Raw genomic sequence first — 15,145 nt, forward strand, 5'->3', positions numbered from 1 at the left:
CCTTGACAGCAAACCTTTTCGGGATTATGATAAGATGGACTAATTATGATTGGAGAGATAAAGATGCTGCTTGAAAAAACAACACGCATGAACTTTCTCTTCGACTTTTATCAAGCATTATTAACAGAAAAACAGCGTAGTTACATGGAACTTTATTATTTAGATGATCACTCACTAGGTGAAATTGCTGAAAGTTATAGCATTTCCAGGCAAGCTGTTTATGATAATATCCGCCGTACTGAGGCGATGCTTGAAGAATATGAAGATAAACTAAGATTATTTGAAAAATTCCAACAACGTCAGCAAGTATTAAAACAAATGACGGATGCGATAATGAATGGTTCTGCTACGGTAGAAGAGCAACTCGCATTAGTTGAACAATTGAAGGAATCGGATTAGGAGGCGAACAAAGTGGCTTTTGAAGGTTTAGCAGAACGACTCCAAGGCACGATCCAAAAGATTAAAGGTAAAGGGAAAGTTTCGGAACAAGACGTTAAAGAAATGATGCGTGAAGTCCGATTTGCCTTAATCGAAGCGGACGTAAACTTAAAAGTAGTCAAAGAATTCGTGAAAAAAGTTAGTGAGCGTGCTGTTGGTGTAGATGTTATGAAGTCGTTAACACCAGGTCAACAGGTCATTAAAATTGTACAAGATGAATTGACTAATTTGATGGGTGGAGAACAAAGCCCGATTAAATTTAGCAACCGTCCACCAACTGTTATTATGATGGTAGGTTTACAAGGTGCTGGTAAAACAACTACTACTGGGAAGTTAGCAAGTGTTTTAAGAAAAAAATATAATAAAAAACCACTTTTAGTCGCTGCCGATGTCTATCGCCCAGCCGCGGTTCAGCAATTACAAACATTAGGGAAGCAATTATCGTTACCAGTATTCTCGCTTGGGACAGATATTTCTCCTGTAGAAATTGCTCGACAAGCGATTGAACATGCTAAGGAAGAACATCATGATGTCGTATTAATCGATACAGCAGGTCGTCTACATATTGACGAGGAACTGATGCAAGAATTAAAGGATATTCGTGCATTAAAAGAGCCGGATGAAGTGTTCTTAGTTGTGGATGCGATGACGGGTCAAGATGCAGTGAACGTTGCGCAAAACTTTAATGAAGCGGTTGGTATTACAGGTGTCGTTTTAACAAAATTAGATGGTGACACACGTGGTGGTGCGGCGCTTTCGATTCGCTCTGTTACAGAAAAACCGATTAAATTTGTTGGTATGGGCGAAAAAATGGATGCACTTGAGCCATTCCACCCAGAACGTATGGCATCTCGTATTTTAGGGATGGGTGACGTTTTATCATTAATCGAAAAAGCACAGGAAAATGTAGACATGGAGAAGGCAAAAGAACTTGAAGAAAAGTTCATGACGCAATCTTTTACATTTGATGATTTTGTTGAGCAGTTGCAAGCTGTGAAGAAAATGGGCCCACTAGATGAAATTTTGAAAATGTTACCAGGCGCAGGGAAAATGAAGGGCTTAGACAATGTCAAAGTCGATGAAAAGCAAATGGGTCGTATTGAAGCGATTATTTATTCAATGACACCTGCTGAAAAAACGACGCCTGAAATTATGAATGCAAACCGTAAAAAACGAATTGCACAAGGTTCAGGGACGTCGATACAAGAAGTAAATCGCTTATTAAAGCAATTTGAAGAAATGAAAAAAATGATGAAACAAATGACTGGAATGGCATCTGGAAAAGGAAAGAAAAAGATGAAAATGCCAGGCTTTGACTCATTATTTAAATAAATAATAGGGTGTTAAGAAAAAACACTTTACAAACAACCAAGACATTGCTAATATAATATCTTGTGTGAAACTTATTCGGAGGTGCTTAAAAAATGGCAGTTAAAATTCGCTTAAAACGTATGGGAGCTAACAAATCTCCTTTCTATCGTATCGTAGTAGCAGACGCTCGTTCACCACGTGATGGTCGTCAAATCGAAACAGTTGGTACTTACAACCCACTTACTCAACCAGCTACAGTACAAATTGATGAAGTTAAAGCTCTTAAATGGTTAGCTGACGGTGCTAAACCATCTGATACTGTACGTAACCTGTTCTCAGAACAAGGTATCATGGAAAAATTCCATAACGCTAAATATAGCAAATAATTCAGTAAATAATTCGGAGGTGGCATTATGCAGCGGCTGATTGAAGCAATTGTTAAACCATTAGTCGATTATCCAGAAGAAGTCCGTATTGAGACGGATGAAAGCTCTAATCGAGTTGTTTATAAGCTTTTTGTTCATCCAGAGGATCGAGGAAAAGTCATAGGCAAGCAAGGACGCGTTGCGAAAGCAATTCGAACGATTGTGTATTCAGCAGCAAGCAGTCACCATAAGAAAAAGACTTACGTCGATATATTGGATTAAGAAAAAGGAGGGGGCAGTTGCTTTCCCTTCTTTTTTTCATATAACTGATTAATTTTACGAGGTGAATAAGTATGGAATGGTTTAATGTGGGACGTATTGTGAATACCCATGGAATCCGCGGGGAATTACGCATTTTATCAACAACGGATTTTGAAGAAGAACGTTTTGCTGTTGGAACGAAATTAGCAGCATTTAAAAAAGATGATAGCAAGCCAACTTGGATCACGATCGGTTCAAGTCGTCGCCATAAAAACTTTATACTAGTAACGTTTGAAGGAATGGAAAACATCAATTTAGTTGAACCTTTTAAAGAAGGGATGCTAAAAGTAACGATGGACCAATTAGCAGACGATGAACTAGAAGAAAATGAATTTTACCACTTTGAAATAGTTGATTGTGAAGTGTTTTCTGAAGAAGGCGAAAAAATTGGAATCATAACGGAAATATTAGAGACGGGTGCCAATGATGTTTGGGAAATTAAAGCACCAGGTGGCAAAAAACATTATATTCCGTATATTGAGGACATTGTAAAAGAAATTGATATTGACAATAAAAAAATTATTATTCATGTAATGGATGGACTATTATAATGAAAATTCATGTACTTAGTTTATTTCCACCTATGTTTAGTGGTGTTTTTGGATCATCTATTTTAAAAAAGGCGCAAGAAAAGCAAGCTGTAGAACTAGCGGTTTCAGATATTCGGGAATACAGTGAAAATAAGCATAAGCAAGTAGATGACTATCCATATGGTGGTGGTGCTGGGATGGTATTAAAACCAGAGCCGATGTTTAATGCCGTAGAAGCAATTACAGAAGGTCGTAAGCCGCGTGTTATTTTAATGTGTCCTCAAGGTGAACGCTTCACGCAAAAAAAAGCGGAAGAGTTGGCACAGGAAGAAGAGTTAGTGTTCTTATGTGGGCATTATGAGGGCTATGATGAGCGCATTCGTCAATATTTAGTAACGGATGAAATATCAATTGGGGATTTTGTTTTAACGGGTGGCGAGCTCCCTGCGATGACTGTAATCGATGCGGTCGTTCGTTTGCTTCCAGGTGTACTTGGACAGGCAGACTCTCATATTCAAGATTCCTTTTCAACGGGGTTACTTGAACACCCTCATTATACGCGCCCTGCTGATTTTAGAGGGATGAAAGTACCGGACACCTTATTATCGGGAAATCACGCAAAAATTGATGAATGGCGCGAGGAGCAGTCTTTTAAGCGAACACTTGAAAGGCGTCCGGATCTTCTAGAGGCACTAGAATTAACGCCGAAGCAATTGAAAATAATCGAGAAAATAAAGTCTGAAATGTAAAGCAAAACTACTTGCAAGCTTGTATTTTTTATGATAATATTCAATCTGTACTTCTATGTGGAGTGCTGAATTACGGTGTTCCGCTGTGGCTAAATGATAGCGTGCATGAGCATCGGTCTAAGGAGAGAAAAACAATGACAAACATTATTACAGAAATCACTAAAGATCAACTACGTTCTGACTTACCTTCATTCCGTCCTGGTGACACAGTTAAGGTACACGTTAAAATCGTAGAGGGTACTCGTGAGCGTATTCAATTATTCGAAGGTGTAGTTATTAAACGTCGTGGTGGCGGAGTTAGCGAAACTTTCACAGTACGTAAAATTTCTTACGGCGTTGGTGTTGAGCGTGCTTTCCCAGTACACACACCTAAAATCGCTAAATTAGAAGTAGTTCGTAAAGGTAAAGTACGTCGTGCTAAACTTTATTACCTACGTAACCTACGCGGTAAAGCAGCTCGTATTAAAGAAATTCGATAAGATCTGTTTAGAAAGGGGCTTGTACTTACAAGTCCCTTTTCTTTCATCATTGAAAAGTCCGGCAAAATAAGCTAAGTATAAAAAGTATTTTTTTTTGCTTGAAATACATATTTCGATTACAATAAATGTGATAGGTCAAGGGGGAACGCTACATGGAGAGTACGGGAAAAGAAAAAAATGAGCTTTGGGAATGGACAAAAGCTCTACTCATTGCATTTGCAATCGCAGCATTTATTCGCTATTTTTTATTTACACCAATTGTAGTGGATGGGGATTCGATGATGCCAACCCTTGAAAACGGCGACCGAATGATTGTGAATAAATTCAGCTATAAAATAGGTGAGCCAGAGCGCTTTGATATCGTTGTGTTTCATGCACCTGAACAAAAGGATTATATTAAGCGTGTAATCGGGTTACCTGGTGACTATGTTGAATATAAAGACGATCAGTTATATATTAACGGTGAGCCGATTGATGAGCCCTATTTAGATGCGTATAAGGCAGAAATTAGTGAAGGTAATTTAACAGGCGATTTTTCACTAAAAGATATTAATCCATCACTTGAAAATGGAATTCCAGAAGGTTATGTATTCGTAATGGGTGATAACCGTCGTTTCAGTAAGGATAGCCGTCATATTGGTATTGTTGAGCAGAAGGAAATTATCGGCAATACAAGCATCATTTTTTGGCCTTTAAATGAAATTGCAGTCGTTAAATGAATAGGCAATGATTGAGGAGGTGTGAGTAATCTCCTCATTTTTTCGTGGATAAGGCAACGGAAATAGTAGTAATAAATATTTTGGAGGTTATACACCATGACGATACAATGGTTCCCAGGACATATGGCGAAAGCGCGTCGTCAAGTGTCTGAAAGCTTAAAATTAGTCGATATTATTTTTGAGCTTGTAGACGCACGCTTACCCATTTCATCTCGTAATCCGATGATTGATGAAGTGATTCATCAAAAGCCACGTTTATTAATTTTAAACAAGCAGGATATGGCGGATGAGCACCAGACACGTCGCTGGATTCAATATTTTAGTGAACGAGGGCATAAGGCGGTTGCGATTAACTCATTAGAAGGTAAAGGGTTACAGGCCGTGACAAAGGCTGCTCAGGAAATATTAGAAGAAAAATGGGCGCGTATGAGAGCGAGAGGAATGAAACCCCGTGCAATTCGCGCGATGATAGTCGGCATTCCGAACGTAGGGAAGTCAACGCTTATCAATCGCTTAGCGAAGAAAAACTTAGCGAAAACAGGAAATACACCGGGCGTGACGAAAGCGCAACAATGGATTAAAGTAGGGAGAGAAATTGAGCTACTTGATACACCAGGGATTTTATGGCCAAAATTCGAGGATCAAGAAGTAGGTTATAAACTAGCATTAACAGGTGCTATTAAAGATTCGATTATGAATATGGAAGACCTTGCTGTTTATGGCTTGCGCTTTTTATCAAAACGTTATCCAACCCGTATGCAGGAACGTTACGGAATTGAAGCGATTGAAGAGGATTTAGTCGTAACATTTGATCATATTGGCAAGCTTAGACGTGTTTTTGCCCAAGGTGGCGAAATTGATTATGATCAAGTTGCATTATTAATCGTGCGAGACATTCGTAGTCAAAACTTAGGGAAATTAACGTTCGATTTTGTTGATGAACAAATTGAAAAAGAGCAACTTCAAGAAACTGAACAATAAAATGGAAGTCTACGCAAATAATGTGTAGACTTTTTCTTGTTATAGGAAGTACTTAATTTGGGGCAATTCCATTGAGGCAGAATTGATTTTTTTGAAAAAGAACCGATACAATGAATAGAGATTGGCAAGGAGAACAATATGAAAACGATTAAAGAAATTTCACAAGCATTAAAAATGGCGCAGCACTATGAACCATGGATGGATGCCATACAAGAAGATGAAAGAAGTGGTGTTCAAAAAGCATGGCAGCAATTTTGTAAACGACAAGAAAAACAGCGTCAATTGCAAGCGGCGCATCAGGAAAAGCTAGATTTTGATGCATCCCATTTGCCCCATGCAACGGCATATATCGCTGGTACAGATGAGGCTGGGCGTGGTCCGTTAGCGGGTCCTGTTGTAACGGCAGCGGTTATATTACCTAATTATTGCGAAGAACTGCTCGGCATAAATGATTCGAAGCAACTATCAAAAGAACTGCGAGAGAATTTTGCAAAACGAATTAAAGAACATGCATTAGCGTACTCGATTCATTTCCAAAGTGCAGATGAAATTGACCGCCTAAATATATATGAAGCAACGCGACAATCGATGAAAAAGAGTATTGAAGGACTTGCCATTCAGCCTGATTTCATTTTAGCGGATGCCATGACATTACCAATTAATATTGCGCAGGCCTCGATCGTGAAAGGGGATGCTAAAAGTTTGGCGATTGCAGCCGCATCCATTTTGGCGAAAACGGCTCGTGATCATTACATGGATGACTTACATGAGCAATTTCCGCAGTACGGATTTGCGCAGCATGCCGGCTACGGAACGAAACAGCATTTAGAAGCATTAGCGCAATATGGTCCGACAATCCATCACAGAAAAACATTTGAACCTATAAAATCTATGATTGTAAAAAGGGGGTAACCTTTATGACATCTACATCATTTAATCCGATACAAGTGAATGCACAGCAACCGACAACGAATCAGCCATTGACGTTTCGGCAAGATCAAGTATTTCACGGTACGATAAAAAAACTGTACCCTGATCAAATGGCGGAAGTTCAAGTCGGAGGGCAAAAAATAATGGCAAAACTTGAGATGCCATTAAAAGCTGGAGATGCTCACTTTTTCCAAGTGACAAATACAAACCCTCAAACAGAATTAAAGGTAGTATCTGGCCCCATGTCACAAACAATGACACCCGCACAACAAATGAACCAACTGCTAGATACAATGAATTTACCGAAAACGTCCGAAATGCGACAAGTGCTATCTCATTTTATGAATGCTCAGCTACCGATTTCGAAGGAGCAGTTAGTTGCTGCTGAAAACTGGATGAAAAATTTGCCGGACGGTGTATCAAAAAATGATGCATTACAGGCATTACAGCGTATGGTAGAACTCAAAATGCCCTTTACCAATACAGTATTTCAAGCATTGACACAAGGGGCTAAAACAGATGGCATGTCTGCAAATTTGGCAAATTTAGCACAATTATTAGTGACACAACAAGGTGGAAATGATGCTTTAAAAATGAATTTATTGCAACAAATTCAGCAGTTAGCAAAGCCTTTAGATGCAGAAACGGGTGGTGTTTTACTTGCTCGTAATATGCAAACTTTAATGGATTCATCAGCTGCTATGTCTTCTAAATTGCAAGCGTTGGCGGTATTGAAAGAAGCTGGAATATTGCCGCGAAATGCAACTTTACAAAATTGGCAAACCATTCAGCAATCAACGGGGACACAACCTTTACAGTCTTCGCAAAACGCCTTGCCACAACAAGCGGGACAAATGCTTCAACAGCTTGCGGGGACATCACCAGAGCAAATGAAACCCGTAATCGAACAATTAAAAGCTTGGGTTGCAAATGAAAGTTTATTAAATTCATCACAAAAAGAGCAAATCCAACAACTGATCGGACGATTTTCGCAAATTCCGATGTCAAAGCAAACGGTTGAAGTATTTACAAAACAATTGCAAGAGCAGTTCATAAAAGCTTTTACGGACAATAGCTCTTCAAGGCTGTTCACACAAGATGAACGAGGAGTGACTGTTAAAGACCAGTTGCTAGCGCTAATAAAGCCCGATTCAAACATATCTATGAATGACGCTTTATTGCGGAATTTAGTAAAAGTTTCAGCGGATAATCCACAACCTGCTATTCAAAGTACACTCGTCCAGGCAGAAGCTCAAGTCCAGTCAGCGACAGATAGTAAGGCAATGGAGCAGGCGATTAAAACGGTGCTAAAAGGTTTAGGCGTGAGTTATGAAGCGGCTTTATCGAGCAAGGCAGGGGATATTCAAGCAGTTGCCAATCAAATAAAACCACAATTACTGGCACTCGTCCAAGATTTACAAACACCACCTGCACTGCGTGATGCAGCCGATACTGTTTTAGCTCGAATGAATGGTATGCAGCTTCTATCAGGTGAAAATGGGCATCAACATCAAATTGTCATGCAAGTGCCACTCGAGTTTTTCGGGAAAAGAATGGACGCAACGTTGCAGTGGAATGGGCGAATGAAGGATGACGGCAAAATTGATGCCAATTTCGCGCGTATTTTATTTTATTTAAATATGGAATCGCTCCAACAAACGGTCATCGATATGCAAGTGCAAAACCGTGTTGTGACGATAAATGTGTTTAATGATCATCCGAGCTTAGAACAATTAGCAGCACCGTTAAAGGAAACATTAAAAAGAGGGTTAACTGAAAAGGAATACCAATTATCTGGTATCTTTATTAAGCCTTTTGAAGATAAGATTCAAAAAGTTTCCACAAAGAAACAGGTACAGCCAGAAGAACAGCAAGGTGGTGTAGATATTCGCGTATGACCGAGAAAAAATTTATACGAAAAGAAGCCATTGCATTAACTTATAATCCAGCAAAAAGTGATGGGCCAACTGTTGTGGCAAAAGGAAAAGGGAAAATCGCCGAAAATATTTTACAGCAGGCAGCTATGAATGATGTACCGATTTATGAAGACCCTAACCTTATAGAGTTATTGGGACAGCTGGATTTAAATACATCTATCCCTGAAGAATTATATCAGGCGGTTGCAGAAGTGTTTGCTTTTATTTATCGATTGGATGAGCAGCATAAATTACAAACAAATCATGAGAAATGGTAGGCTTTTTTGAGCTTGCCATTTTTCCATTTATCAGAACGGATAGAATGTTTCGGAATAAAGCAGCACTAAAAAGGTTTTTGCGACAAACATAGACATTTTCAGAATTATTGTTTAAAATGAATGTGTTAGTAGAATAATTTCCAATTGTCCGATGGGAGGATGTATCATGAATATCCATGAATATCAAGGGAAAGAAATTTTAAGAAAATACGGTGTAGCTGTTCCAAAAGGAAGCGTAGCCTTTTCACCGGAAGAAGCAGTTAAAGTAGCAAAAGAATTAGGGGCAAATGTAACAGTAGTAAAAGCGCAAATCCATGCAGGTGGTCGCGGGAAAGCTGGCGGCGTAAAGATTGCTAAAAACCTTGATGAAGTGCGTTCATACGCAAAAGAATTATTAGGGAAAATTTTAGTGACACATCAAACGGGTCCAGAAGGTAAGGAAATCAAACGCCTTTACATAGAAGAAGGGTCTGACATTCGTAAAGAGTATTATTTAAGTTTAGTACTTGACCGAGCAACTTCTTGTGTAACGATGATGGGTTCTGAAGAGGGCGGTATGGATATTGAGGAAGTAGCTGAATCAAATCCAGAGAAAATTTTCAAAGAAGTGATTGATCCAGTAACGGGTTTAATGCCATTCCAAGCAAGACGTATGGCATTTAATATGAATATTCCAACCAACTTGGTGAACAAAGCCGTTAAATTAATGTTAGGTATTTATCAAGCATTTATAGATAAAGATGCATCAACAGTTGAAATTAATCCGCTTGTTGTAACAGGTGATGATCAAGTAGTAGCACTAGATGCGAAATTCAACTTCGATGCAAATGCGCTATATCGCCAAAAAGATATTGTAGAACTACGCGATTTTGATGAAGAGGATCCAAAAGAAATTGAAGCGTCAAAATATGACTTAAGCTATATTTCATTAAATGGTAACATTGGTTGTATGGTTAACGGTGCGGGTCTCGCAATGGCGACGATGGATACGATTAGTTATTATGGCGGCTCACCTGCAAACTTTTTAGACGTTGGGGGCGGTGCGACGGCAGAAAAAGTAACGGAAGCGTTTAAAATCATTTTATCGGATCAGCATGTTAAAGGGATTTTTGTTAATATTTTTGGCGGTATTATGAAATGTGACATTATTGCTGAAGGTGTTATTATTGCTGCAAAAGAAGTAGGGTTAGCTGTACCTTTAGTCGTTCGATTAGAAGGAACGAATGTTGATCTTGGTAAAAAACTATTAAACGAATCAGGTTTAAATATTGTGGCGGCAGATTCAATGGCAGATGGTGCTCAAAAAATTGTGAAGCTAGTAGAGGCTGAAGGTGGGGTTAAGGCATGAGTGTGTTCATTAACAAAGAGACAAAAGTTATTGTACAAGGGATTACAGGGGAAACAGCCCTTTTCCATACAAAGCAAATGCTTGAATACGGTACAAAAATCGTGGCAGGCGTTACACCAGGTAAAGGCGGCTTAGAAATCGAAGGCGTACCTGTATTCAATACCGTTCAAGAAGCGGTAAATGCAACAGGTGCCAACGTATCGGTTATTTATGTACCGGCTCCTTTCGCGGCGGATGCAATTATTGAAGCGGTAGATGCTGAGCTTGATATGACGATTTGTATTACGGAGCATATTCCGGTTTTAGACATGGTAAAAGTAAAGCGCTATATGGAAGGCAAAGAGACACGCTTAGTCGGACCGAACTGCCCGGGCGTTATTACAGCTGATGAATGTAAAATTGGTATTATGCCAGGTTATATTCATACAAAAGGCCATGTTGGTGTTGTTTCACGTTCAGGTACACTAACGTATGAAGCGGTACATCAGTTAACACAAGAAGGAATTGGTCAAACGACAGCTGTCGGAATTGGTGGAGACCCTGTAAATGGGACAAACTTTATCGATTGCTTAAAAGCATTCAATGAAGATCCAGAAACGTATGCGGTTGTGATGATTGGTGAAATTGGTGGTACGGCAGAGGAAGAAGCTGCTGAGTGGATTCAAGCGAATATGACAAAACCTGTCGTAGGATTTATTGGTGGTCAAACCGCACCTCCAGGGAAGCGTATGGGACATGCTGGTGCCATTATTTCAGGTGGTAAAGGTACAGCGGCAGAAAAGATTAAAGCAATGAATGCAGCTGGAATTGAAGTTGCCCCAACGCCTTCAGTAATTGGAGAAACATTAATTAAAGTAATTAAAGAAAAAGGTCTATACGAAGCTTGTAAGACACATTAACTTGATTAAGTGGGGGATGAATGCCAAATAGGCAATTCTATTCAGTGAGGGTTCAAACACCAGCTGAAGTGGCGGAACAAAGGCTAAACCCGTCACGTCGTGTGACAACGCCTTTGTAATCAACATCGTGTTGACCTAAGCCACGGCGGATGTCACAGATTTTTTAAAGGAATTTTTCGAGCAAGCTCGAAAAAAATCTGGACAAGAGTTAGCCTCGGCGTAATTGATAATGAAGGATGTAGCGTCGCCATGCGCTACATCTTTTTTTACAAAAAAAAGAATAAGTTTTCTAACTCGATGCTTACACTTCGCTACAAACTCGAAAATAAAAAATTAAGCGGTCATTTCACTTTCTTCTATTAAAAAATAAGGAGTGTTTAAATGACGAATTCTTTCCAAAAACAATTACTCGCATTACATTATGTGTATCCTCTTACATGGCATAAATTCCAACGATTGCATCAATATATAGGGGATTTAAACGAACTTGCAGCTTGCTCAGGTAACATGCTGGCCAAAATCTTGAATATGAAAGAAGATAATGCCAGTCGTTTGTTAATTCATTATAAAAAAATGCTTAAAATCGCGTTAGAGGAATATTACTTATCGCATCAAATTACTGCGGTTTCATATATGAGTGAATTGTATCCAGAGTCGTTAAAAAATATATATGACCCGCCAGCCGTTCTTTATGTGAAGGGCGACCTGAACCTATTGCGAAAAACTAAAAAAATTGCTGTTATTGGTTCAAGAAATGCGTCTAAATATAGCGAAGAAGCGTTAAAATTAATATTACCCCCACTTATAAATGAACAATTTATCATAGTAAGTGGACTAGCAAAAGGTGCGGATCGATTCGCGCATGAGGCGACAATAAGGTATGGTGGAAAAACAATGGGTGTATTAGGGCATGGTTTTTTTCATTTTTATCCGAGGGAAAATCAAAAGTTAGGCGAGCAAATGGCGAAGGAACAGTTGCTTTTAACAGAGTACCCGCCCTATGTTGGCGTAAAAAAATGGCATTTCCCTGCACGAAATCGAATTATTAGTGGATTGAGTCAAGCATTAATCGTGACCGAGGCTGCTCTAAAAAGTGGAACGCTCATTACGACAGAGCTTGCACTAGAGCAAGGAAAGGATGTTTTTGCTGTTCCAGGATTAATCACTTCTGAACAATCAAAAGGCACGAATAAATTGATTAAAGAAGGGGCCATTCCAATATGGAGCGGGCATCAAATACTAGATGAATTGCAAATGTTTTCAAATTTTCGTTGAAAAAAAGTTGCATTATCCGCCAATCTGTTATACATTTTGCAACAGGAAACGCTTTGAAAAAATATTGACAAATCGCAAAAAAGCGAATTTGATAAAATAAAAACCTCTCTAAGGAGGAATAATAGATGGCAGATTATTTAGTAATTGTAGAATCACCCGCAAAGGCAAAAACAATTGAACGATATTTAGGAAAAAAATACAAGGTGAAAGCATCGATAGGACATGTGCGTGATTTACCACGAAGTCAAATGGGGATTGATACAGAAAATGAGTATGAACCAAAGTATATTACCATTCGTGGAAAAGGTCCTGTTTTGCAAGAGTTAAAAACGGCAGCTAAAAAAGTGAAAAAAATCTATCTCGCAGCCGATCCAGATCGCGAAGGTGAAGCGATTGCTTGGCACTTGGCGAATGCATTAAAAGTTGATATTGATTCAGATTGCCGCGTTGTATTCAATGAAATTACGAAGGATGCGATTTTAGAAAGCTTTAAGCATCCACGTCCGATTAATATGGATTTAGTTGATGCACAGCAAGCGCGTCGAATTTTAGACCGACTTGTAGGCTATAATATTAGTCCTATTTTATGGAAAAAAGTGAAAAAAGGGCTTTCTGCAGGACGAGTTCAGTCCGTATCGCTCCGTTTAATTATTGATCGCGAAAATGAGATTAAAAATTTCATACCTGAAGAATACTGGACGGTTGAAGGTTCATTTGAAAAAGGTAAAAAGCAATTTGATGCACTTTACTACGGTGATGGCGAAGGGAAAATCAAATTAACGAATGAAGCACAAGTACAAGCAATCTTAAAAAATATTAAAGGCGATTCTTTTGAAGTGAAGAATGTTGTGAAAAAAGAACGAAGACGTAATGCAGCTCCTGCGTTTACAACTTCTTCTTTACAGCAAGAAGCCGCGCGTAAATTGAATTTCCGTGCGAAAAAAACGATGATGCTTGCACAGCAACTTTATGAAGGAATTGAAATGAGTAAAAAAGAAGGCGCTGTAGGTTTAATTACGTATATGCGTACAGATTCTACGCGTGTTTCCGATACAGCAAGAGCAGAGGCGATTTCTTATATTGATGGAAAATATGGCGAAGCATTTGTTGCGCAAGAAATAAAGCAACCGAAAAAGAAAACTAACGCGCAAGATGCCCACGAGGCAATTCGTCCGACGAGTGCTATGCGAACACCAGAAGAGTTAAAGGCAATATTAAGCCGTGACCAATTGCGTTTGTATCGTTTAATTTGGGAACGTTTTATCGCAAGTCAAATGGCACCGGCTGTACTTGATACGGTGACGGTAGACTTACAAAATGCCGATGTCCTTTTCCGAGCAAATGGTTCTCAAGTGAAATTCCCTGGTTTTATGAAGCTTTATATTGAGGGGACGGATGATCAAGCGGAAGAAACGACGAAGTTATTACCGGAAATGGCGATAGGGGATCAAGTGAAATCCCTTGAAATTGAACCAAAACAACACTTTACACAGCCACCACCACGCTATTCAGAGGCGCGTTTAGTAAAAGCGTTAGAAGAATTAGGCATCGGTCGTCCATCGACATATGCACCGACTTTAGATACCATTCAAAAACGAGGCTATGTACAGCTTGATGCAAAGCGTTTTGTTCCAACTGAGTTAGGCGAAATCGTTCATCAAGCGACATTTGAGTTTTTCCCGGAAATTATCAATATTGAATTTACGGCACAAATGGAGCAAAATTTAGATGGAATTGAAGAAGGCATCACGAAATGGGTAAAAGTAATTGATGACTTTTATAAAGATTTTGAGCCACGCGTAAAATATGCGGATGAGGCAATGGAAAAAATCGAAATTAAAGATGAGCCAGCTGGAGAAGATTGTGAAAAATGTGGTGCGGCTATGGTTTATAAATTAGGTCGCTACGGGAAATTTATGGCGTGTTCAAACTTCCCAGACTGTCGCAATACAAAAGCAATCGTGAAATTGATTGATGTCAAATGCCCAACTTGTAAAGAGGGCGAAGTGGTTGAACGAAAATCAAAAACAAAGCGTGTGTTTTATGGTTGTAATCGCTATCCAGAATGCGAATTCGTTTCATGGGATAAGCCAATTAGTAGGCCTTGTCCGAAATGTAGTGCATCGTTGGTAGAGAAAAAGTTGAAAAAAGGTGTTCAAATTCAATGTACAAACAGTGAATGTGACTATGAGGAAACACCATCACAATAGGATGGATAGTGGTGAGGTAATTAGGATGCCACCTTTTCATAAAGAGTATTGGTGCAAGACTTACTGAATTGGAAGTAGCTTTGCGAAGTGCGGGCTTTATGAAATGCATCCAGTAAAGCGAACACTACTACGCCATGCTGATAAATTTGTAGGAATAATTGGTGCTAATTATACACATGCATAAATGCTTTACGGAAGTGGTAAGTGTAGGAAAAGAAAAGTTGTTATTATCGATTATTCTAAATTTTATTAATTATCAGAAAATTTAATTGCGCAAAGCCCTTAAAGACTGTTATACTTTAAGGGCTTTTAATTTTGTTCCAACAGTAAAATAAAACGTTAATGAAATTTGGCGAAGTTATGAAAAATTAAGAAGAACATTTGATTTATTGATAA

Annotated in this window: 16 protein-coding genes; all 16 read left to right on the plus strand. The window is 38.9% G+C overall.

Features of this window, described 5'->3' with window-relative positions; all coding sequences use genetic code 11:
* Positions 1 to 63: 63 nt before the first annotated feature.
* The 16 genes from MHI10_RS04650 to topA all read left to right on the plus strand — a co-directional run bounded on the left by MHI10_RS04650 (position 64) and on the right by topA (position 14,749).
* Positions 64 to 399, plus strand: coding sequence for a putative DNA-binding protein (locus MHI10_RS04650; protein ID WP_340789142.1), 336 nt, complete (start codon positions 64 to 66; stop codon positions 397 to 399).
* Between the two features lie 12 nt (positions 400 to 411).
* Positions 412 to 1,770 carry a signal recognition particle protein gene (ffh, locus tag MHI10_RS04655; protein ID WP_340783400.1) on the plus strand — a complete coding sequence of 453 codons (1,359 nt, stop codon included), beginning with the start codon at positions 412 to 414 and terminating at the stop codon, positions 1,768 to 1,770.
* Positions 1,771 to 1,862: 92 nt separating this feature from the next.
* Entirely contained in the window at positions 1,863 to 2,135 is a 273-nt protein-coding gene (gene rpsP / locus MHI10_RS04660) for a 30S ribosomal protein S16 (protein WP_340783401.1), read from the plus strand.
* A 27-nt stretch (positions 2,136 to 2,162) separates the two neighbouring features.
* Positions 2,163 to 2,396 carry a KH domain-containing protein gene (locus tag MHI10_RS04665; RefSeq protein ID WP_340783403.1) on the plus strand — a complete coding sequence of 78 codons (234 nt, stop codon included), beginning with the start codon at positions 2,163 to 2,165 and terminating at the stop codon, positions 2,394 to 2,396.
* 71 nt (positions 2,397 to 2,467) lie between these two features.
* Positions 2,468 to 2,986, plus strand: a complete 519-nt coding sequence (rimM, locus tag MHI10_RS04670; RefSeq protein WP_340783406.1) for a ribosome maturation factor RimM — start codon at positions 2,468 to 2,470, stop codon at positions 2,984 to 2,986.
* Positions 2,986 to 3,714 (plus strand): tRNA (guanosine(37)-N1)-methyltransferase TrmD, encoded by a 729-nt coding sequence (gene trmD / locus MHI10_RS04675; RefSeq protein WP_340783407.1) that lies wholly within the window; start codon positions 2,986 to 2,988, stop codon positions 3,712 to 3,714. The genes rimM and trmD overlap by 1 nt, the downstream gene beginning before the upstream one ends.
* A 134-nt stretch (positions 3,715 to 3,848) precedes the next feature.
* Positions 3,849 to 4,193: a 50S ribosomal protein L19 gene (gene rplS, locus MHI10_RS04680; RefSeq protein ID WP_340783409.1), complete on the plus strand. Its 345-nt coding sequence runs from the start codon at positions 3,849 to 3,851 to the stop codon at positions 4,191 to 4,193.
* A 152-nt stretch (positions 4,194 to 4,345) separates the two neighbouring features.
* Positions 4,346 to 4,912, plus strand: coding sequence for a signal peptidase I (lepB, locus tag MHI10_RS04685; RefSeq protein WP_340783411.1), 567 nt, complete (start codon positions 4,346 to 4,348; stop codon positions 4,910 to 4,912).
* A gap of 96 nt (positions 4,913 to 5,008) precedes the next feature.
* Positions 5,009 to 5,893, plus strand: coding sequence for a ribosome biogenesis GTPase YlqF (ylqF, locus tag MHI10_RS04690; RefSeq protein ID WP_340783412.1), 885 nt, complete (start codon positions 5,009 to 5,011; stop codon positions 5,891 to 5,893).
* Between the two features lie 138 nt (positions 5,894 to 6,031).
* On the plus strand, positions 6,032 to 6,805 hold the full coding sequence (locus MHI10_RS04695; protein WP_340783413.1) for a ribonuclease HII: 774 nt from the start codon (positions 6,032 to 6,034) through the stop codon (positions 6,803 to 6,805).
* Between the two features lie 5 nt (positions 6,806 to 6,810).
* Complete coding sequence (locus tag MHI10_RS04700) at positions 6,811 to 8,721, plus strand: hypothetical protein (protein ID WP_340783414.1); 1,911 nt, start codon at positions 6,811 to 6,813, stop codon at positions 8,719 to 8,721.
* Entirely contained in the window at positions 8,718 to 9,017 is a 300-nt protein-coding gene (locus MHI10_RS04705) for an EscU/YscU/HrcU family type III secretion system export apparatus switch protein (protein WP_340783416.1), read from the plus strand. Before MHI10_RS04700 ends, MHI10_RS04705 begins: the two co-directional genes overlap by 4 nt.
* A gap of 166 nt (positions 9,018 to 9,183) precedes the next feature.
* On the plus strand, positions 9,184 to 10,365 hold the full coding sequence (gene sucC, locus MHI10_RS04710; RefSeq protein WP_340783418.1) for an ADP-forming succinate--CoA ligase subunit beta: 1,182 nt from the start codon (positions 9,184 to 9,186) through the stop codon (positions 10,363 to 10,365).
* Positions 10,362 to 11,264 (plus strand): succinate--CoA ligase subunit alpha, encoded by a 903-nt coding sequence (gene sucD, locus MHI10_RS04715; protein ID WP_340783420.1) that lies wholly within the window; start codon positions 10,362 to 10,364, stop codon positions 11,262 to 11,264. Before sucC ends, sucD begins: the two co-directional genes overlap by 4 nt.
* Before the next feature lie 381 nt (positions 11,265 to 11,645).
* The gene (gene dprA / locus MHI10_RS04720; RefSeq protein ID WP_340783421.1) at positions 11,646 to 12,539 is read left to right on the plus strand and encodes a DNA-processing protein DprA; all 894 of its coding nucleotides are present in this window, start codon (positions 11,646 to 11,648) and stop codon (positions 12,537 to 12,539) included.
* Positions 12,540 to 12,664: 125 nt separating this feature from the next.
* Complete coding sequence (gene topA, locus MHI10_RS04725; protein ID WP_340783423.1) at positions 12,665 to 14,749, plus strand: type I DNA topoisomerase; 2,085 nt, start codon at positions 12,665 to 12,667, stop codon at positions 14,747 to 14,749.
* The last annotated feature ends 396 nt before the right edge of the window (positions 14,750 to 15,145 follow it).

The organism is Solibacillus sp. FSL K6-1523 (assembly GCF_038005225.1).
Taxonomy (GTDB): Bacteria; Bacillota; Bacilli; order Bacillales_A; family Planococcaceae; genus Solibacillus.

What these genes read in the sequence shown, in the direction of transcription:
- sucD (WP_340783420.1), top strand. Translation starts at nt 10,362, where the DNA reads ATGAGTGTGTTCATTAACAAAGAGACAAAAGTTATTGTACAAGGGATT.
- MHI10_RS04650 (WP_340789142.1), top strand. Translation starts at nt 64, where the DNA reads ATGCTGCTTGAAAAAACAACACGCATGAACTTTCTCTTCGACTTTTAT.
- rpsP (WP_340783401.1), top strand. Translation starts at nt 1,863, where the DNA reads ATGGCAGTTAAAATTCGCTTAAAACGTATGGGAGCTAACAAATCTCCT.
- trmD (WP_340783407.1), top strand. Translation starts at nt 2,986, where the DNA reads ATGAAAATTCATGTACTTAGTTTATTTCCACCTATGTTTAGTGGTGTT.
- topA (WP_340783423.1), top strand. Translation starts at nt 12,665, where the DNA reads ATGGCAGATTATTTAGTAATTGTAGAATCACCCGCAAAGGCAAAAACA.
- MHI10_RS04700 (WP_340783414.1), top strand. Translation starts at nt 6,811, where the DNA reads ATGACATCTACATCATTTAATCCGATACAAGTGAATGCACAGCAACCG.
- dprA (WP_340783421.1), top strand. Translation starts at nt 11,646, where the DNA reads ATGACGAATTCTTTCCAAAAACAATTACTCGCATTACATTATGTGTAT.
- MHI10_RS04705 (WP_340783416.1), top strand. Translation starts at nt 8,718, where the DNA reads ATGACCGAGAAAAAATTTATACGAAAAGAAGCCATTGCATTAACTTAT.
- MHI10_RS04665 (WP_340783403.1), top strand. Translation starts at nt 2,163, where the DNA reads ATGCAGCGGCTGATTGAAGCAATTGTTAAACCATTAGTCGATTATCCA.
- MHI10_RS04695 (WP_340783413.1), top strand. Translation starts at nt 6,032, where the DNA reads ATGAAAACGATTAAAGAAATTTCACAAGCATTAAAAATGGCGCAGCAC.
- sucC (WP_340783418.1), top strand. Translation starts at nt 9,184, where the DNA reads ATGAATATCCATGAATATCAAGGGAAAGAAATTTTAAGAAAATACGGT.
- rplS (WP_340783409.1), top strand. Translation starts at nt 3,849, where the DNA reads ATGACAAACATTATTACAGAAATCACTAAAGATCAACTACGTTCTGAC.
- ylqF (WP_340783412.1), top strand. Translation starts at nt 5,009, where the DNA reads ATGACGATACAATGGTTCCCAGGACATATGGCGAAAGCGCGTCGTCAA.
- lepB (WP_340783411.1), top strand. Translation starts at nt 4,346, where the DNA reads ATGGAGAGTACGGGAAAAGAAAAAAATGAGCTTTGGGAATGGACAAAA.
- rimM (WP_340783406.1), top strand. Translation starts at nt 2,468, where the DNA reads ATGGAATGGTTTAATGTGGGACGTATTGTGAATACCCATGGAATCCGC.